We start from the raw sequence: 15,404 nt of genomic DNA, 5'->3' as shown, positions 1-15,404 counted from the left end.
CTAAAGGCATACGCCAAATACTTTATCCCACTTATCATTTATGGTTATTACAGACGAAAAAACGATTTGAATCGGTTCTTTGTTTCACTTTCCTGTCCAAATAGCTTTCTTTATTCTTATTTATTCAGTTATACATATTTTTATCTTTCATATATAATCAAATCATTACAGTTAGAACAAGTAGATAATTCAGGAGGCAGAGGAATTGATGAATTATTTCGCTATTGCATTAGCAACTTTAGGGTTGAGCATCATTATTTTCTTTATCTTAGGAGGACTTGGCTTTACAGACTATGTGGATGGTCTAATCATAGCCGTAGGATTAATTATCGTCATTTTACTATCCATCATTATTAGTTTATTAATAAAGGTTGATCGAAAACTCAAGAATTGATAACCAAAAATCTCAATTAACCTTACGTCTTTGATGAAAGGTATTTCAACGCTTTGTCCAAATCTACATCAATTCTTACATGCTCCGATGTCCAAGGAATATGTGTATGAGGTGGTATGCCGACTCCGGTCATGCCTTCATTGGCATCAACTCTAGAGAGACGGGAAGTCGGGTACAGCAATTCAAAACCTTCTTCCCATTCTTTACAGACAAGGTTCGCATAATCATTCAGCCCCATGGTGGGTCTTCCCATCACATGCACCTTTCTAGATTTTTTGCAGGTCTCTACAAACGATTCGCCCGCACTTCCGCAACTATTGTCTGTCAGTACGACAATCGATTTGGGTTGAGTGGTTCCTTTGATGACAGTTTCCGGCATAATATCCTCAAAATTGAATTCCACAAATCCCTTGCCTTTATTTTTCGTCCACTCTCGTTCGAATACGCTTAAAAATTGCTGGGCATTGTCATCTTCTGTTTCTGCACGTTGTTTAACAATCATCGCTAATTCCCGTTCCGCATTTGCAAGGGTACAATTGAAATGCATCTGTTCGTCACCTGCTGCCAGATCCACTCCTTCTTCTGGCATGATAAATGGTAAGAAAGGGAAATAGCTCCCATCGCTGCCCCCGTAATTGACGCGCACATCAATAATCCAAGCATCCGCATTTTCCAGAAGACTTTGATTTTCTTTGATCATCTTAACAATGGCGTCGGGATTCATGAAATCTGTCATCGTCAGTAAAATCGCCTTGTCTAATTGCTGGACCGAATAGGTGGCCACATAGCCCTCTTTAGCATAAGTTTCAAATGAAAACCTTTGCTTCTCGCCTATTTCAGTTTCAATTTCACCAAAATCATAAAGAGAAAAAATCAAATTCCAGTTTTCACGTTCTGGATGATTTTCATTCAGCAGACGCGAATGCTTTTCCTTTAGTTCCGGGATTGTATAGCCCCCAATTGACGTAAAAGCCATTCCTTTCGAAACGCGATTCTCCTGGAATACTGTAGTCACGTATAGCTGATCTTCAAAGCGCCTAACCCGAAATCCCCTATCTTTTCTAATTTCCTCATTTATCCCCTTACTAGCAAAATGAATATGCTGATCCTTAAAATCTAGCAAGTACTCTTTGACCAGTTCTGTGAATTGAGCTTTGTTCAGCCTTCCCTGATTTTCTAAATCTCTCAAGTTCCCAAGGTAATAATCGGGGTTGTCCCAACCTTGTTTATCTTTCCATCCCGCATAGTCGTGCTGCATAATATGGACGATTTCAGTAAATAGACGTTCCATAATTCTCCCCCTTGTAATTTTCATCACGGATCGAGGTTCCATGAAGTCATCTCGTTATTTGTTAACTCTTTCTTTTATCCTCTATTTAAGTGTTCCTCCAACAAATTCTTGGAACTTAATTTCTTCTTCCGAAAAGGGATTGTGATTGCTTTCTTCAAAAATCGTGAACTTGGCATTTGGAATCAATTCGGCAATTTCCTCTCCGAACTTTAACGGACATTGTGCATCATATTTTCCTGAGTAAATATAACTTGGAATATGTATTTCTTTCAGTTCTTCTCTGATATCGAATGTCGGATATTCCATCTTGCTGAAATACTCTAAACGTGAACCGACAATTTTACCGCTATTCGGTTTTTTCATCGATTCTTTCAATTTATCTTCTGATTGGTATGACATCAAGGCCCATTCGTAACTGATTGCCTGGCGTACTTCAACTGGAGTTGATGGTGCATTCAATAGGTCCATAATTTCAACAATTCGATTGAAATTTGGATTCTTTCTACAATAGATACTGTTTTCATCTTTTCCGTATTCGTAACTTGCTGCAGCTCCCCCTGCAATTATTTTTGTCAGCGATGCTTGATGGATAATGGCGTATTTTAATGCCAGCATCCCGCCTGTTGAATGCCCGGCAAACGCCCACTTTTTATCGCCTAAGGCTTTTCTGATGGCCTCTAAATCGCTCACTGTTTCCTCCATGCCATATTCATCAGGTGCTGCTACTTTTACAGAATGTCCAGCTCCACGAAGGTTAATCAAATAGACATGATAATAGTCGGTAAAGGAATCAGCCAGCAAATTTCCCTTCTGATTGAACTCGCTGTAAAGGTGAGTAATGGCTAATGGCTCACCCTCCCCTTTTTCAAAGATTTCAAAGCTTCCCCGATCTGTTTCGATGATGCGCTCTTTCCACATTTCCCATCTCCTACTTTCTGATTTTTCTTTATACACTCATCCAATCATACAATATATGTAAAATAAAAAATACGATAATTACGAATATTCCACTTTTAAATTCAATTTATCACGTGTGTCGATTAATCAACAAATGACAGACTATTCCTGCTGAGCGCAAAATGCTCGTGCAGAAATGTCGTCAGGGCATCCTGCTAAATCAGCGGCAGCGTACCGGTCAATTGCGTATGCTGAAAGGCCAGAAGTGACAAAGCTGGCAATTGAATTGTCAATTTTGTCTTTTGATAGGGCCACCGCATGAGCACATAAGCAATCAATGCCGTAAAAAATTGGTTGTAGACGGCGTTAGGTGTTGTGGCTTATATGATTAAAATCAAAATGGGAGATAGCCGCTTGCTTCTCATTTAAGAATATGAGAAAATTTTTAATAGTGAATATTCAAAAAACAGTTTATTAAGGAGACTTAAATGTTAACAACAAGACAACTGAACGAGATAGAACAACTTCAAAAAGAAGTCGAAGCATATGATGTACTCGAATTAAAGTTAAATTGGGAAATGCTTCGATCAAGAGATTCTAAACAACTTGATTTTTTCCATTATGAAAGTAATAAACTAATCGCTTTTATCGGATTGTATTCGTTTGGTTCGACCGTTGAAGTAACGGGAATGGTAAAACCGACAGAGCGTCGCAAAGGACATTTTACAAAGCTATTTGAAGAAGCGATGACTTCAGTACATCAAATTGGGTATAAAAAAGTTTTGTTGAATGCACCAGCCCGTGCTAAAGCAGCTCAGGATTTCCTGAAAAATCAAGGAGCCATCTACAAATTCTCAGAACATCAAATGCAATGGGAACCACAGCCTCTTACTGCTTCAACCGGTTTCATATTACGTCAAGCTGAAAGTGCAGATTTAAAAATGAGAATCCGGCTGGATGTGGAGGCATTCGATATATCCTTAGAGGATGCTACGGCAATGGCGAGCAGACTCAACGAAGAGCAAGATACAGAAATGCTGATGATTGACGTAAACAACGAGACCATCGGAAAAATCCGGATACAAAGAAGAGATAGCCAAGCATGGATTTATGGATTTTCAATTCTTCCCGAGTATCAAGGTAGAGGAATAGGACGCAAAGTACTACAACACGCCGTTAAACAACAAAGTGAAGCTGGCTATTCGATTCATCTTGACGTGGAAACAAAGAATGCTCATGCCCTAAGGTTGTATGAAGCAATTGGCTTTGTAGTCAAGCATGCGCAAGATTACTATGTGTATCAAAAGTAATTACTAGAGTGCTCTAAACATGTTATGTTTTGGAGTATTCTTTTTTGTGTAGTAAAACTTCAGAAGTTAAAGGATAGGTAAAGAGCAAGCAGCGGAAAAGGTGGAGCGCTTGAGATATTTAAGTGTTTTTTGATTACCCATAGTTAGTCTTAGTAGAATCAGTTTTCTAAATGTAATTATTAAAAGGCGTTCGTAAAATTAGAAAAATATTTAACGAATGAACGCAATTCAACTAAACTTATGAGGCAACTCTATTTTTACTTCGTATAAATTTTAAAAAGAGACCTATATAAAAAAAAGCAGTGGCCGCGGCCACTGCTTTTTAGATGAATCGAAAAGGTTCTGTATTTATTTGTGACGACAAAAACTCACATTGCCAAGTAGGTTGCTGTTTAGACATATGGTCGACAACGCCTTGAATCATCACTTTTTCTACGTGATGGCCAGGATCGACAATATTTAGTCCGATGGCTTGTGCGTCTTGAGCCGTATGGAAATACATATCACCTGTGACATAGACATCCGCTCCAGCACGCTTAGCTTGTTGGAAGTATTTATTGCCATCTCCGCCGAGTACCGCCACTTTTTTAATAACAGCGTCTGGGTCTCCCACGATGCGTAGAGACGAAACATCCAATTGCTGTTTTGTCCAATTGGCGAATTCTACTAAAGTCATAGGTGTTACAAGCGTTCCTACACGTCCAAGTCCCATTACAGCTCTTTTGTTTTCTAAAACAAAGACATCATATGCCACTTCTTCATACGGATGTGCAGCAAGCATTGCTTTGATGACACGATCTTTTTCGTTTTTGCGAACCACAACTTCTACTTTTGATTCGGCGGTTACTTCCATTTCACCTACTTCTCCAATAAATGGATTCGCTTCAGCAGTCGGACGAAAGCGCCCTGTCCCAGATAAGGTATAACTGCATCCTTCGTAATCGCCAATCGTTCCAGCTCCAGCTTTAATAAAGGCTTCACGAACAGTTTCTTCGTGAGTTTCCGGGACGAACACTGCAATTTTCACCAATTCTTCTTCATAAGTTGGCACTAATACTTTCGTGTTTTGTAAACCGAGTGATGCCGCCAATAAATCATTAACTCCGCCAATAGCCACATCCAGATTTGTATGTGCTGCGTATACGGCAATATCCGATTTTATTAGTTTTTCCATTAAACGCCCTTGCGGAAAATCTGTCTGCAAGTTTTTCATTGGTCGAAATATGGGGGGGTGATGTGCAATAATCAATCCTGCGCCTTTGGCTATTGCCTCGTCCACGACCTCTTCGTTCACATCTAATGTTACTAATACACGGTCGATTTTTTTGTTTAACGTTCCTACATGCAAACCAATCGGATCGTTTTCCATGGCCAAATATTTAGGAGACCATTTCTCAAACTCCTCAATAATTTGGTGACCATTAGGAATTTTCACGTTGCAACACCTCTTCTACCAATTGTATTTTTTTCACTAATTCCTGTTTCTTTTCAATAATTTCGAGTGTTTGTGCAGTGGCTTCCATTGATGCTACAATTTTTTTCCATTGTGCACTTTCACGCATCCATTTTTCTTCAAAAATCACGGTTTGATTTTTTAGTAGCTCAGGACCCATCAATAATTGCTGTGGCGTCCAAAAAATGACGGCTTCCGTTTTTTCAAGCACCACTATTTCGTAAATTTTTTCATTTTCTTTTAGTATTTCTTCTTCTACAATGTCCCAGCCATTTACTATAGCCCAATCACGTATTGCTTTCGCGTGAACATTTGGTTGTAAGATTAATCTTTCGATACCTACTAGTTTTTCTTTGCCTTGTTCTAATATCGAACAAATTAACGGGCCGCCCATACCTGCAATGGTGACGGTTGTAATGCCATCTTCTACATCGATTGCATCAAGACCACTTGCTAGCCGGACGTCAATTTGTTCCGCTAATTGTTCTTGTTGAACTTGTTTTTGTGCCGATTCAAAGGGTCCTTTGACGACTTCTCCTGCAACGGCTTTATTCACTACGCCAGTTAATACTAAATAACAAGGTAAGTATGCATGATCGCTGCCAATATCGGCTACGACTGCGTTTTGAGGTACATAATGGGCAACTCTTGTTAACCGATGCGATAATTGTTGTGCATTCATCCAGATCCTCCTAATGTAACAGAAAAACCCTTAGCTCTAAAAGAACTAAGGGTTTTTCAGATGCTATTCGAGTGACAATACCCACTCAGCCATTGCCGCTGCGTTCGCCTCTTCAATGAGACCCGCTGGCATAGTGCCTTTACCGTTGACTAAAATATTTTCGATGTCTTCTTGTGGAAGTTCAGTAGCCACTAGTGATGGACCTACTCCGCCTTCATAGCTTGAACCGTGACAAGCGATACAGTTAGCTTGTGCAGTTGCTTCAGGATCGAAATCTCCTTCAGCTGTTTCTCCGCCTTCGCCTTCAGCAGCTTCTCCGCCACTTTCTTCTGTTGCATTTTCTTCTGCGATTTCAGCTTCGTCACCCACTCCTTGTACTGACAAGAAGAAAATTAAACCAATACCGAACGCCATGATTAAGATATAAGGTACAATTGCATTTTTTTGCATCCGTTACCCCTCCCTCTACTAAGTTCTGCTTGATGATATTATTCGTATCATTCATTATTGTACTGTATTATCAATGAAACGAAAAGTCTTAACAGATAACTTTTCCTCGTTTGTGACAAAAACGGTAATTTAATTTTTGCTTGTTGCTGTTAGAGATAGATTTGTCGTGAATTTTCGAGAAATTCTTATTTCATAAAATCTTTAAAAGCAGTTTCTTATTAAGAAAAAAAGCCCCGTACGGAACAGGACTCAAAAATTGTTCTTTAGCACCCAATTTGACGCGCAATGACCATACGTTGAATTTCTGAAGTCCCTTCGCCGATTTCTAATAACTTCGCATCACGCATATAGCGTTCAACTTCATATTCCTTCATGTAGCCGTAGCCCCCATGAATTTGAATGGCTTCATCAGCCACTTCCATCGAAATTTCAGAAGCATACAATTTTGCCATCGAAGCTTCTTTAGTAAATGGACGTCCTTGATCTTTTAACCAGGCCGCTTTATAGACCATATTACGTGCCAATTCAATTTTCATTGCCATGTCGGCGAGTTTAAACTGAGTTACTTGGAACTCAGATAAGGTTTTACCAAACTGTTTGCGTTCTTTTGAGTAAGCCAGCGCTTTATTAAAGGCCGCTTGCGCAATGCCTACAGCCATAGCTGCAATACCGATACGTCCGCCATCTAATGTTACTAAAAACTGTTTAAAGCCCTCTCCACGCTTGCCTAATAGATTCTCTTTCGGTACGCGGACGTTATCTAACACTAGTTCTGTTGTATTAGAAGAATGCAGACCCATTTTTTCGTAATTATCGATAATGGTAAATCCTTCTGCGTCTGTGGGTACGATAATGGCACTGATTTCTTTTTTGCCATCAGTCATCCCCGTAATGGCTGTTATGGCTAAATGTTTCGCATGACTGGCATTGGTGATATAAACTTTGGAACCACTAATTACCCAGTCGTCGCCATCCTCTACTGCACGAGTTTCTGTTCCTCCAGCATCGGATCCCGCATTTGGTTCAGTCAATCCAAAAGCGCCAAATGACTCACCCGTACAAATGGGCGTCAAGTATTTTTCTTTCTGGTCTTCTGTTCCAAATAAATTCAGTGGTGCACCACCAAGTGAAATGTGCGCAGAATAAGTAATTCCGGTAGATGCACAGGCACGACTTAATTCTTCTGTCACAATAGCAAAGCTAGTAGTATCCGCTCCAGATCCGCCGTATTTCTCATCAAACGGTAAGCCCATCATCCCCATGTCAGACAGCTGTTTAAAGATTTCAGTCGGAAACGCTTTTGAACGGTCACGATCAATAGCGCCTGGTGCTACTACCTTATCAGCAAATTCCTTGATTGTCTTTTTGATCATCTGTTGTTCTTGTGTTAAATCGAAATTCATTTGTGTACATCCCCTTTGTTTTGAATACGCTTACAACTTTCATTATATAGGGAAAATTAAGACAAGTTCAAGCGTTAACCTTAATTCCTTTTTTAGTATCAACAAAAGAGTCACATTCCGAAAAAAATCGGAATGTGACTCTAGCTGTTTTATTTATTCAAGAAAATCTTTTAACCGCTTGCTGCGCGATGGGTGGCGCAGTTTGCGCAAAGCTTTTGCTTCGATTTGACGAATTCGCTCACGCGTTACGCCAAATACTTTGCCTACCTCTTCTAACGTCCGTGTACGACCGTCATCTAAGCCGAAGCGAAGACGTAAGACGTTTTCTTCTCGATCCGTTAATGTGTCTAAAACATCCTCTAACTGCTCTTTTAATAATTCATAAGCCGCATGATCAGAAGGCGATTGGGCATCTGAATCCTCGATAAAGTCACCTAAATGCGAATCATCTTCTTCACCGATTGGTGTTTCTAATGATACCGGTTCTTGAGCAATTTTCAAGATTTCCCGAACTTTTTCTGGTAATAAATCCATTTCTTCGCCGATTTCTTCTGGAGAAGGATCACGACCAAGATCTTGCAACAATTGACGTTGAACACGAATCAATTTGTTAATGGTTTCAACCATATGAACCGGAATACGAATGGTACGCGCTTGGTCCGCGATGGCACGGGTAATAGCCTGACGAATCCACCACGTTGCATACGTACTGAACTTAAATCCTTTAGAGTAATCAAATTTTTCTACTGCTTTGATCAAGCCCATGTTTCCTTCTTGGATCAAGTCCAAAAACAACATGCCGCGACCAACATAGCGTTTTGCGATACTCACAACTAGACGCAAGTTGGCTTCAGCAAGACGTTTTTTAGCTTCTTCGTCACCTTGTTCAATCAATTTCGCTAAGCGAACTTCTTCTTCTGCTTTTAGCAGATCAACGCGTCCGATTTCTTTCAAATACATGCGGACAGGGTCATTGATTTTAACACCAGGTGGTACGCTTAAATCATTTAAATCGAATTTATCTTCTGTCGGTTTCATCAAACGATCCAAATGTTCTTCATCATCAGATTTACGTTCTAATTCGATGCCGTGACCTTCTAATTGGTCAATAAACTCTTCTACTGCATCGGATTCCATTTCGAAAACCGCTAATTTATCAGCAATTTGTTCGTAATTGAGTTCTCCGGTTTTTTTACCTGTTTCGATTAGCTGTTTTTTTGCTTCTTCCACAGTCGCTTCCGGACCTTCAGTAGTCAATGGAACATTGCTTGCTTCAACTTCAGTTTGGCGTTCAGATTTCTCGGCCATTTGACTTCCTCCTTTAAAAAAACCGGAATTAACTTATAGTGATTTGCGTAAAGCAATCACTTCTTGAGCAAGAAGTAAAGCGCGCTTTAAGTCATGCTGTTTTTCCGCTTCTTTTGATTGCTGGATTTTCAGATTGATTTGCTGTTCGACCCGATGTTTGTGCAGGTGCTTTAAACAATCGGAAATTTCTTCATCCGCGTGTTCCGGATCGCGTTCAGATAAGGCCGTTTCCATAACTAGTTTACGGAGTTCTGTATCTTGAAGCGTCTCTAAAAACTTGTGAAAATCTGCTTTATCCCATTCCTCATAAAAACCGAGCAATTGAACATACAGCGCCCGAAATTCTTCACTGATAAATGGAATGTCATTGTCTTCAACTACTAACTTTTCCATAACTGATGGATCTGCTAGAGCATGTGACAACAACATCCGTTCCGCTCTGTGCAGTGATGTAACCTGTTTGGGTGCTTTTTTAGCAGTTTTTACTACCGACGGTTCAGGTCGGTTACGCTCAATTGTTTTGTTTTCTAACTTTCGGTAATGCTGCAGGATAGCTTCCTGAGATAATCCAGTTTCTACTGATAATTGCTTTATATATAAATCTCGCTCTAAAGGCGAAGATCTACCAGCCAACAGTTGTAGCACTTCCTGAATGTATTGCAATAAGTCATTTTCATATTGAAAATTCTTATGCCTTCGGGCATGCATCATCGCAAATGCAATAAATGCATGAGGCTTTCCAATAATCTGTTCTTTAAAGGCTTCTGCACCATTTTCACGAACAAAATCATCAGGGTCCATTTTACCTGGCAGAACAGCTACTTCCACTTTGAAGTTTTCTTCATTCAAGGAAATTGCTGCTCTTTTGGCAGCTTCCCAGCCTGCGTCATCGCCATCAAAACAAATGACGACTTCTTGGGCAAAGCGTTTCATTTGCCGAATATGCTGGGCAGTAAGTGAAGTACCCATAGTTGCTAAAGCATTATCGACTCCTGCTTTACCCGCTGCAATAACATCCATAAACCCTTCAAACAAAATGATTTTCCGATTTTTACGGATGGCACTTCTTGCATGATGCACATTATAGAGCACTTGGCTTTTTTGGAAAATCGGAGATTCTGGGCTGTTCATGTATTTGGCTTCTTGTTTAGTGTGCTCAAGAACCCTTCCCGAAAAGGCAATCACTTTACCTGTTTCGTTCATGATAGGGAACATAATTCTACCACGGAATCGATCGAAATAGCCGCTTGACTGCTCACGAGGAATGCCTAATCCACTTGCTTCTAGCTCTTCTTCGCTAAAGCCTTTTCGCTTTAAGGCAGATGCCATGTAATTCCATTCCGGAAGCGACCAGCCAATTTTGTTTTTCTCAATAATTTCTCGAGTAAAGCCCCTATTTTCCAAATAGTCCAGCGCTGCTTGGCCTTCTTCTGTATTCAATAGAATATGGTGGTACATGTCCGCAGCAAACTCGTGCATCAGAACCAATTGGTGATCGCTTTTTGATTGCACGGGACCCGATTCAGCAGGCGACTGTATATCGACATCTATACCTGAGCGATTTCCCAGTCTCGATAAAGCTTCCTGAAACGTTAAATTTTCAATATCCATCAGAAAAGTGATGACATTGCCACCAGCTCCACAACCAAAACAATGAAAAATCTGCTTATCGGCAGTAACAGAAAAAGATGGTGTACTTTCTCCATGGAAAGGGCAAAGGCCGAACCAATTTCTGCCCCTTTTTGTTAGCTGAACATACTCACCGACGACATCCACAATATCTGTGCTAGATCGGATTTTTTCGATCACTTCTTCAGGAACTCGATTGGACATTATTTTCACCATCTTTGTTTGCTTAACTACTTTAATTCGTGATGTAAAGACAAAATCCTTCATTTTTCGACAAAAAGATAAAGCAAACTATTTTATCCACTAGTAAGCTTTAGCCACAATTCTTCATTATAAAACGTTTTTATTAAAAAATCCACAAAAAAAGAAAGAAAAACCGCCCATAGAGGGAGTTTTTCCAAAATCATTTTTGGCGTTTGCTTAATATTAAATTAGCCGTTTCTTCGACAGCCCGATTTGTTACGTCTACTATTTCACAGCCAATGCGATCGACCACTTTATGAAAATGATCGATTTCTTCGTGAATTCGATCGATTTTCGCATAATTAGCATCATCATTTAACCCAAGAGCAATCAATCGTTCTTTACGAATGTGGTTGAGCTTATCCGGTGAGATAATCAAACCAAAGCATTTTTTTGGATCTACGTGGTAAAGTTCTTCCGGTGGGTCAACTTCTGGCACCAATGGTACGTTTGCAACTTTCAGCCGCTTGTGCGCCAAGTACTGGGATAACGGCGTCTTAGAAGTTCTAGATATCCCGACCAAAACGATATCGGCCATTAAAATGCCTCGCGGATCTCGTCCGTCGTCATATTTAACTGCAAACTCAATAGCTTCGACTTTTTTGAAGTAGTCATCGTCTAGTTTCCGAACCAAACCGGCTTCTTGTAGAGGTCTTGCATTTAGTTCTTGTGCTAGCGCATCCAAGAGAGGACCCATAAGATCGACTGCTGTTACACGAAATTTAGCAGTTTCTACCTGCATATAATCTCTCAAATCTTGTGAAACTAACGTATAAACGATAAAAGCTTGTTGGGCGACAGCCAATTTAATAATCTCTTGCAAATGCTCAATCGAATCAATGTAAGGAAATCGTTTCAATACCGCATTTTGATCTGCATTTAAGTATTGGCTGATTGCCGCTTTTGCGACGAGTTCGCCTGTTTCACCGACCGAATCGGAAACAATGAACAATCGGAGTGAATTCATAATTGACACCTCACAAATCGTGGTTTTCAGATAGTGATAAAAACGCACGAGTAATATTCGTTTTTGTTAATCTGCCGACAACTTTAAAGCCATCTGGCTGTTCTTCTACTACTGGCAAGGCATCAATCTGCTGATTAATCAAACGATGTGCCGCTTGGATTAAAGACTCATTTTTTGCACAATAAGTGATGTTGGGCATACGCGTCATAATAATATGTACAGGAATACTCGTTAGATTTTGACTACCTAAACTTGCACGCAGTAGATCTTTTCTCGACAGCACACCAGACAAATACGATTTTTTATCTACCACAAAAAGTGTTCCAACATCATCCAAGAACATTTGGCTAATGGCATCGTAAACACTAACATCTTCTCTAACAACAACCGGAATCGACTGAAAATCCTTGACCTTCATGTTGTTCATCGTATCTGTTACGTCTTGCCCTGGTTTTTTACCCGAATAAAAATAGCCAACACGGGGACGGGCATCTAGAAAGCCTGCCATAGTCAAGATGGCTAAATCAGGTCGTAACGTCGATCTAGTTAAACTCAAGCGATCCGCTATTTGTTCGCCAGTAATCGGTCCGTTGCCTTTAACGATTTGCAATATTTCCTCTTGTCGTTTATTGAGTTCGATTGGACTCACCGCCTCAAAATATATATATGTTATACTCAATATCAATTATTATATACTAATGAACGTAATATTGCGAAGAAAACATTGCCGTGGTATAATATGAACGAACTCAATAGAGGCAATGACGGATAGATAAGTACTGTAACTTAAAGCGAGCAGGGATAGTGGAAGCCTGCATCTACAGGAAACGGTGATCCAGAGCCAATGTTATTTTAAAGTGGACTGTCTTTTGCAGTCAATCGAGGTGGAACCGCGGGTCTTAACGTACTCGTCCTCGGACATGGAGACATGTCCGAGGACGAGTACGATTTTTTATTTTATGGAGGTAATTTTATGTCAATGGAAGATGTAGTAGCATTAGCAAAACACAGAGGCTTTGTATTCCCGGGCTCTGAAATTTACGGAGGATTAGCGAACACGTGGGATTATGGACCCCTTGGCGTTGAACTGAAAAACAATATTAAAAAAGCGTGGTGGAAAAAATTCGTTCAGGAATCTCCTTATAACGTAGGACTTGACGCTGCTATTTTGATGAATCCGAAAACGTGGGTAGCTTCTGGGCATGTCGGTAACTTTAACGACCCAATGATCGACTGTAAGAGCTGTAAAACTCGCCACCGTGCGGACAAATTAATCGAAGATGCATTAGATGCTAAAGGCATTGAATTGATCGTGGATGGATTATCTTTTGATCGCATGGCAGAATTAATTCAAGAACACGAAGTAAAATGTCCAACATGTGGCAAACAAGATTATACGGACATCCGTCAATTCAACTTGATGTTCAAAACTTTCCAAGGTGTTACTGAAGCTTCCACAAATGAAATCTTTTTACGTCCAGAAACAGCTCAAGGAATTTTCGTTAACTACAAAAACGTTCAACGTTCAATGCGCAAAAAAATGCCGTTTGGTATTGCACAAATCGGTAAAAGTTTCCGGAACGAAATCACACCTGGTAACTTTACGTTCCGGACACGTGAATTTGAACAAATGGAACTTGAATTTTTCTGCAAGCCTGGTGAAGATTTGGAATGGTACGCTTACTGGCGCGATTTCTGCAAAAACTGGTTGCTGAACTTGGATATGACTGAAGACAATATGCGCCTGCGTGAGCATGACGAAGATGAACTTTCACATTACTCAAACGCAACTGTGGATATCGAATACAAATTCCCATTCGGCTGGGGCGAACTTTGGGGAATTGCAGATCGTACCGATTTTGACTTGAAACGCCATATGGAACATTCAGGAGAAGATTTTAATTACATCGATCCTGTAACGAACGAACGTTTTGTGCCTTATTGCATCGAGCCATCTCTTGGAGCTGACCGCGTTACACTAGCTTTCTTAGTAGATGCTTACACAGAGGAAGCACTTGAAAACGACGACAAACGCACAGTGTTGAAGTTCCACCCAGCTTTAGCTCCTTACAAAGCAGCAATTCTTCCGTTATCTAAAAAATTAGCAGAAGGCGCAACAGGCGTGTTTGCTGACCTAGCTAAGCACTTTATGGTAGACTACGACGAGTCGCAATCGATCGGTAAACGTTACCGTCGCCAAGACGAAATTGGCACACCTTTCTGTATCACATACGACTTTGATTCCGTAGAAGACGGTCAAGTTACAGTACGTCACCGTGATTCAATGGAGCAAACACGTATGCCAATTGCTGAAGTACAAGCATATATCGAAAAGCATATTCAGTTTTAAGTAAGAAAAGCGGAAACGGCCATTTAGCTCTGACAGGCATAAGACGATCTGGTGAAGCGGCGTCTTTTCAGCCGCACAACCCGATTGGCTTATGACCCGAAGAGCTGGCCGGTGAAGCTAGACACGGAAAAGCGGAAGTTCCAAAAGAAGTGGTGGACTGAGTCTATTCCACCACTTTTTTATTTTTTTTAATAGCCGACGTGACTTATTCCTTTCAAAAAAGAGCTGCTCAAAAGACTATTCGTCTTTTGGCAGCTCTTCTTTTTTAGGTAAAAATTCTGGTGTTCGTTCTAATTGTTCGAGAAATTTTCGTGACTTTAAGCGAATCCCTGCTTTTTCCTCATAAATTGTACGAACAATTTGTTTCAGCAAGCTCTTGGATTCTTTTTTCAACGTTAAGGAGCCTACACGGTCAATTGGCACAAAGTAAAAGGTGCGAATCAACTTCACTAACGCTGGACTCAAACGAATAATGTAGCGATCGATATGAAAACAACGATGACAAAGAAATCCGAGTTCTTGAAATGAAAATGCAAATTCTCCTTCTGTCGCTCCACAATTAGCACATTGATGAAGCGTCGGCGTTAAGCCTGCTGTCTGGAGCATTTTCCATTCCACAAACAAAGTAATAGCTTCAGGGTCGTAGCCTTCATCAATTGCATGAAGCGCCTGGAACAGCATATCAAAAATTGCAGGCTGTGGCTCGTCTTGTTCAGTTAGTCGATCAATCAATTCAGTGACGTAACTAGCGTACGCAGTCGACATAATGTCTTCTCGAATATGCCGCAACGATTCTAGCGGATCCCCTGCTTGCAAGGTACCCATGCCTCTTCCTTTGTAAACAGAAAATGTTCCATGAGTAAAAACCTGCGTAATGGCCGCTAAGCGACTAGCGGGTTTTTTTGCACCTCTTGCCATACAAGTAATTTTTCCTGCTTCTCTCGTAAACAAAGTGACGATTTTATTAGTTTCGCCGTAAGGCATCGTACGAATGACAATTCCCTCTACTTGGCTTTGCATGGGAAGG

The 15,404-nt window shown here is 40.4% G+C and carries 14 protein-coding genes; 3 read left to right on the top strand and 11 right to left on the bottom strand.

Going from position 1 to position 15,404, the window contains the following annotated elements; genetic code table 11:
- The first annotated feature begins 205 nt into the window (after positions 1–205).
- The gene (locus QMF37_RS05295; protein ID WP_071154377.1) at positions 206–394 is read left to right on the top strand and encodes a hypothetical protein; all 189 of its coding nucleotides are present in this window, start codon (positions 206–208) and stop codon (positions 392–394) included.
- A gap of 22 nt (positions 395–416) precedes the next feature.
- On the opposite strand, the gene QMF37_RS05290 is transcribed toward QMF37_RS05295, so the two are convergent.
- Complete coding sequence (locus tag QMF37_RS05290) at positions 417–1,685, bottom strand: S41 family peptidase (protein ID WP_283477032.1); 1,269 nt, start codon at positions 1,683–1,685, stop codon at positions 417–419.
- A gap of 81 nt (positions 1,686–1,766) precedes the next feature.
- Complete coding sequence (locus QMF37_RS05285) at positions 1,767–2,603, bottom strand: alpha/beta fold hydrolase (RefSeq protein ID WP_283477030.1); 837 nt, start codon at positions 2,601–2,603, stop codon at positions 1,767–1,769.
- Between the two features lie 467 nt (positions 2,604–3,070).
- On the opposite strand from QMF37_RS05285, the gene QMF37_RS05280 reads away from it, so the two are divergent.
- Complete coding sequence (locus QMF37_RS05280; protein ID WP_283477028.1) at positions 3,071–3,892, top strand: GNAT family N-acetyltransferase; 822 nt, start codon at positions 3,071–3,073, stop codon at positions 3,890–3,892.
- Between the two features lie 322 nt (positions 3,893–4,214).
- Here the strand turns inward: QMF37_RS05280 and QMF37_RS05275 are convergent, their stop codons facing one another.
- From QMF37_RS05275 to ccpN, 8 genes are all read right to left on the bottom strand, one after another.
- Complete coding sequence (locus QMF37_RS05275) at positions 4,215–5,327, bottom strand: Nif3-like dinuclear metal center hexameric protein (protein WP_283477026.1); 1,113 nt, start codon at positions 5,325–5,327, stop codon at positions 4,215–4,217.
- Positions 5,314–6,027, bottom strand: a complete 714-nt coding sequence (locus QMF37_RS05270; RefSeq protein WP_058385550.1) for a tRNA (adenine(22)-N(1))-methyltransferase — start codon at positions 6,025–6,027, stop codon at positions 5,314–5,316. The genes QMF37_RS05275 and QMF37_RS05270 overlap by 14 nt, the downstream gene beginning before the upstream one ends.
- A 63-nt stretch (positions 6,028–6,090) precedes the next feature.
- Positions 6,091–6,477: a cytochrome c550 gene (cccA, locus tag QMF37_RS05265; RefSeq protein WP_071154374.1), complete on the bottom strand. Its 387-nt coding sequence runs from the start codon at positions 6,475–6,477 to the stop codon at positions 6,091–6,093.
- 263 nt (positions 6,478–6,740) lie between these two features.
- Positions 6,741–7,880 (bottom strand): acyl-CoA dehydrogenase, encoded by a 1,140-nt coding sequence (locus QMF37_RS05260; protein WP_283477023.1) that lies wholly within the window; start codon positions 7,878–7,880, stop codon positions 6,741–6,743.
- A gap of 153 nt (positions 7,881–8,033) precedes the next feature.
- Complete coding sequence (rpoD, locus tag QMF37_RS05255; protein WP_058385553.1) at positions 8,034–9,188, bottom strand: RNA polymerase sigma factor RpoD; 1,155 nt, start codon at positions 9,186–9,188, stop codon at positions 8,034–8,036.
- Between the two features lie 33 nt (positions 9,189–9,221).
- Complete coding sequence (dnaG, locus tag QMF37_RS05250; RefSeq protein WP_071154373.1) at positions 9,222–11,021, bottom strand: DNA primase; 1,800 nt, start codon at positions 11,019–11,021, stop codon at positions 9,222–9,224.
- 199 nt (positions 11,022–11,220) lie between these two features.
- Positions 11,221–12,027: a pyruvate, water dikinase regulatory protein gene (locus tag QMF37_RS05245; protein WP_058385555.1), complete on the bottom strand. Its 807-nt coding sequence runs from the start codon at positions 12,025–12,027 to the stop codon at positions 11,221–11,223.
- Between the two features lie 10 nt (positions 12,028–12,037).
- Complete coding sequence (ccpN, locus tag QMF37_RS05240) at positions 12,038–12,676, bottom strand: transcriptional regulator CcpN (protein WP_058385556.1); 639 nt, start codon at positions 12,674–12,676, stop codon at positions 12,038–12,040.
- A 324-nt stretch (positions 12,677–13,000) separates the two neighbouring features.
- Here ccpN and QMF37_RS05235 point away from each other — a divergent pair, with 324 nt between their 5' ends.
- On the top strand, positions 13,001–14,377 hold the full coding sequence (locus tag QMF37_RS05235) for a glycine--tRNA ligase (protein ID WP_058385557.1): 1,377 nt from the start codon (positions 13,001–13,003) through the stop codon (positions 14,375–14,377).
- A gap of 237 nt (positions 14,378–14,614) precedes the next feature.
- On the opposite strand, the gene recO is transcribed toward QMF37_RS05235, so the two are convergent.
- Complete coding sequence (recO, locus tag QMF37_RS05230) at positions 14,615–15,397, bottom strand: DNA repair protein RecO (RefSeq protein ID WP_283477017.1); 783 nt, start codon at positions 15,395–15,397, stop codon at positions 14,615–14,617.
- Between the last annotated feature and the right edge of the window lie 7 nt (positions 15,398–15,404).

Source organism: Planococcus sp. S3-L1 (assembly GCF_030063085.1).
In the GTDB taxonomy this organism is placed as follows: domain Bacteria; phylum Bacillota; class Bacilli; order Bacillales_A; family Planococcaceae; genus Planococcus; species Planococcus kocurii.
This window is presented reverse-complemented; position numbering and strand designations above follow the sequence as displayed.

What these genes read in the sequence shown, in the direction of transcription:
- QMF37_RS05290 (WP_283477032.1), bottom strand. Translation starts at nt 1,685, where the DNA reads ATGGAACGTCTATTTACTGAAATCGTCCATATTATGCAGCACGACTAT.
- QMF37_RS05285 (WP_283477030.1), bottom strand. Translation starts at nt 2,603, where the DNA reads ATGTGGAAAGAGCGCATCATCGAAACAGATCGGGGAAGCTTTGAAATC.
- QMF37_RS05280 (WP_283477028.1), top strand. Translation starts at nt 3,071, where the DNA reads ATGTTAACAACAAGACAACTGAACGAGATAGAACAACTTCAAAAAGAA.
- QMF37_RS05270 (WP_058385550.1), bottom strand. Translation starts at nt 6,027, where the DNA reads ATGAATGCACAACAATTATCGCATCGGTTAACAAGAGTTGCCCATTAT.
- cccA (WP_071154374.1), bottom strand. Translation starts at nt 6,477, where the DNA reads ATGCAAAAAAATGCAATTGTACCTTATATCTTAATCATGGCGTTCGGT.
- QMF37_RS05260 (WP_283477023.1), bottom strand. Translation starts at nt 7,880, where the DNA reads ATGAATTTCGATTTAACACAAGAACAACAGATGATCAAAAAGACAATC.
- rpoD (WP_058385553.1), bottom strand. Translation starts at nt 9,188, where the DNA reads ATGGCCGAGAAATCTGAACGCCAAACTGAAGTTGAAGCAAGCAATGTT.
- dnaG (WP_071154373.1), bottom strand. Translation starts at nt 11,021, where the DNA reads ATGTCCAATCGAGTTCCTGAAGAAGTGATCGAAAAAATCCGATCTAGC.
- QMF37_RS05245 (WP_058385555.1), bottom strand. Translation starts at nt 12,027, where the DNA reads ATGAATTCACTCCGATTGTTCATTGTTTCCGATTCGGTCGGTGAAACA.
- QMF37_RS05235 (WP_058385557.1), top strand. Translation starts at nt 13,001, where the DNA reads ATGTCAATGGAAGATGTAGTAGCATTAGCAAAACACAGAGGCTTTGTA.
- recO (WP_283477017.1), bottom strand. Translation starts at nt 15,397, where the DNA reads ATGCAAAGCCAAGTAGAGGGAATTGTCATTCGTACGATGCCTTACGGC.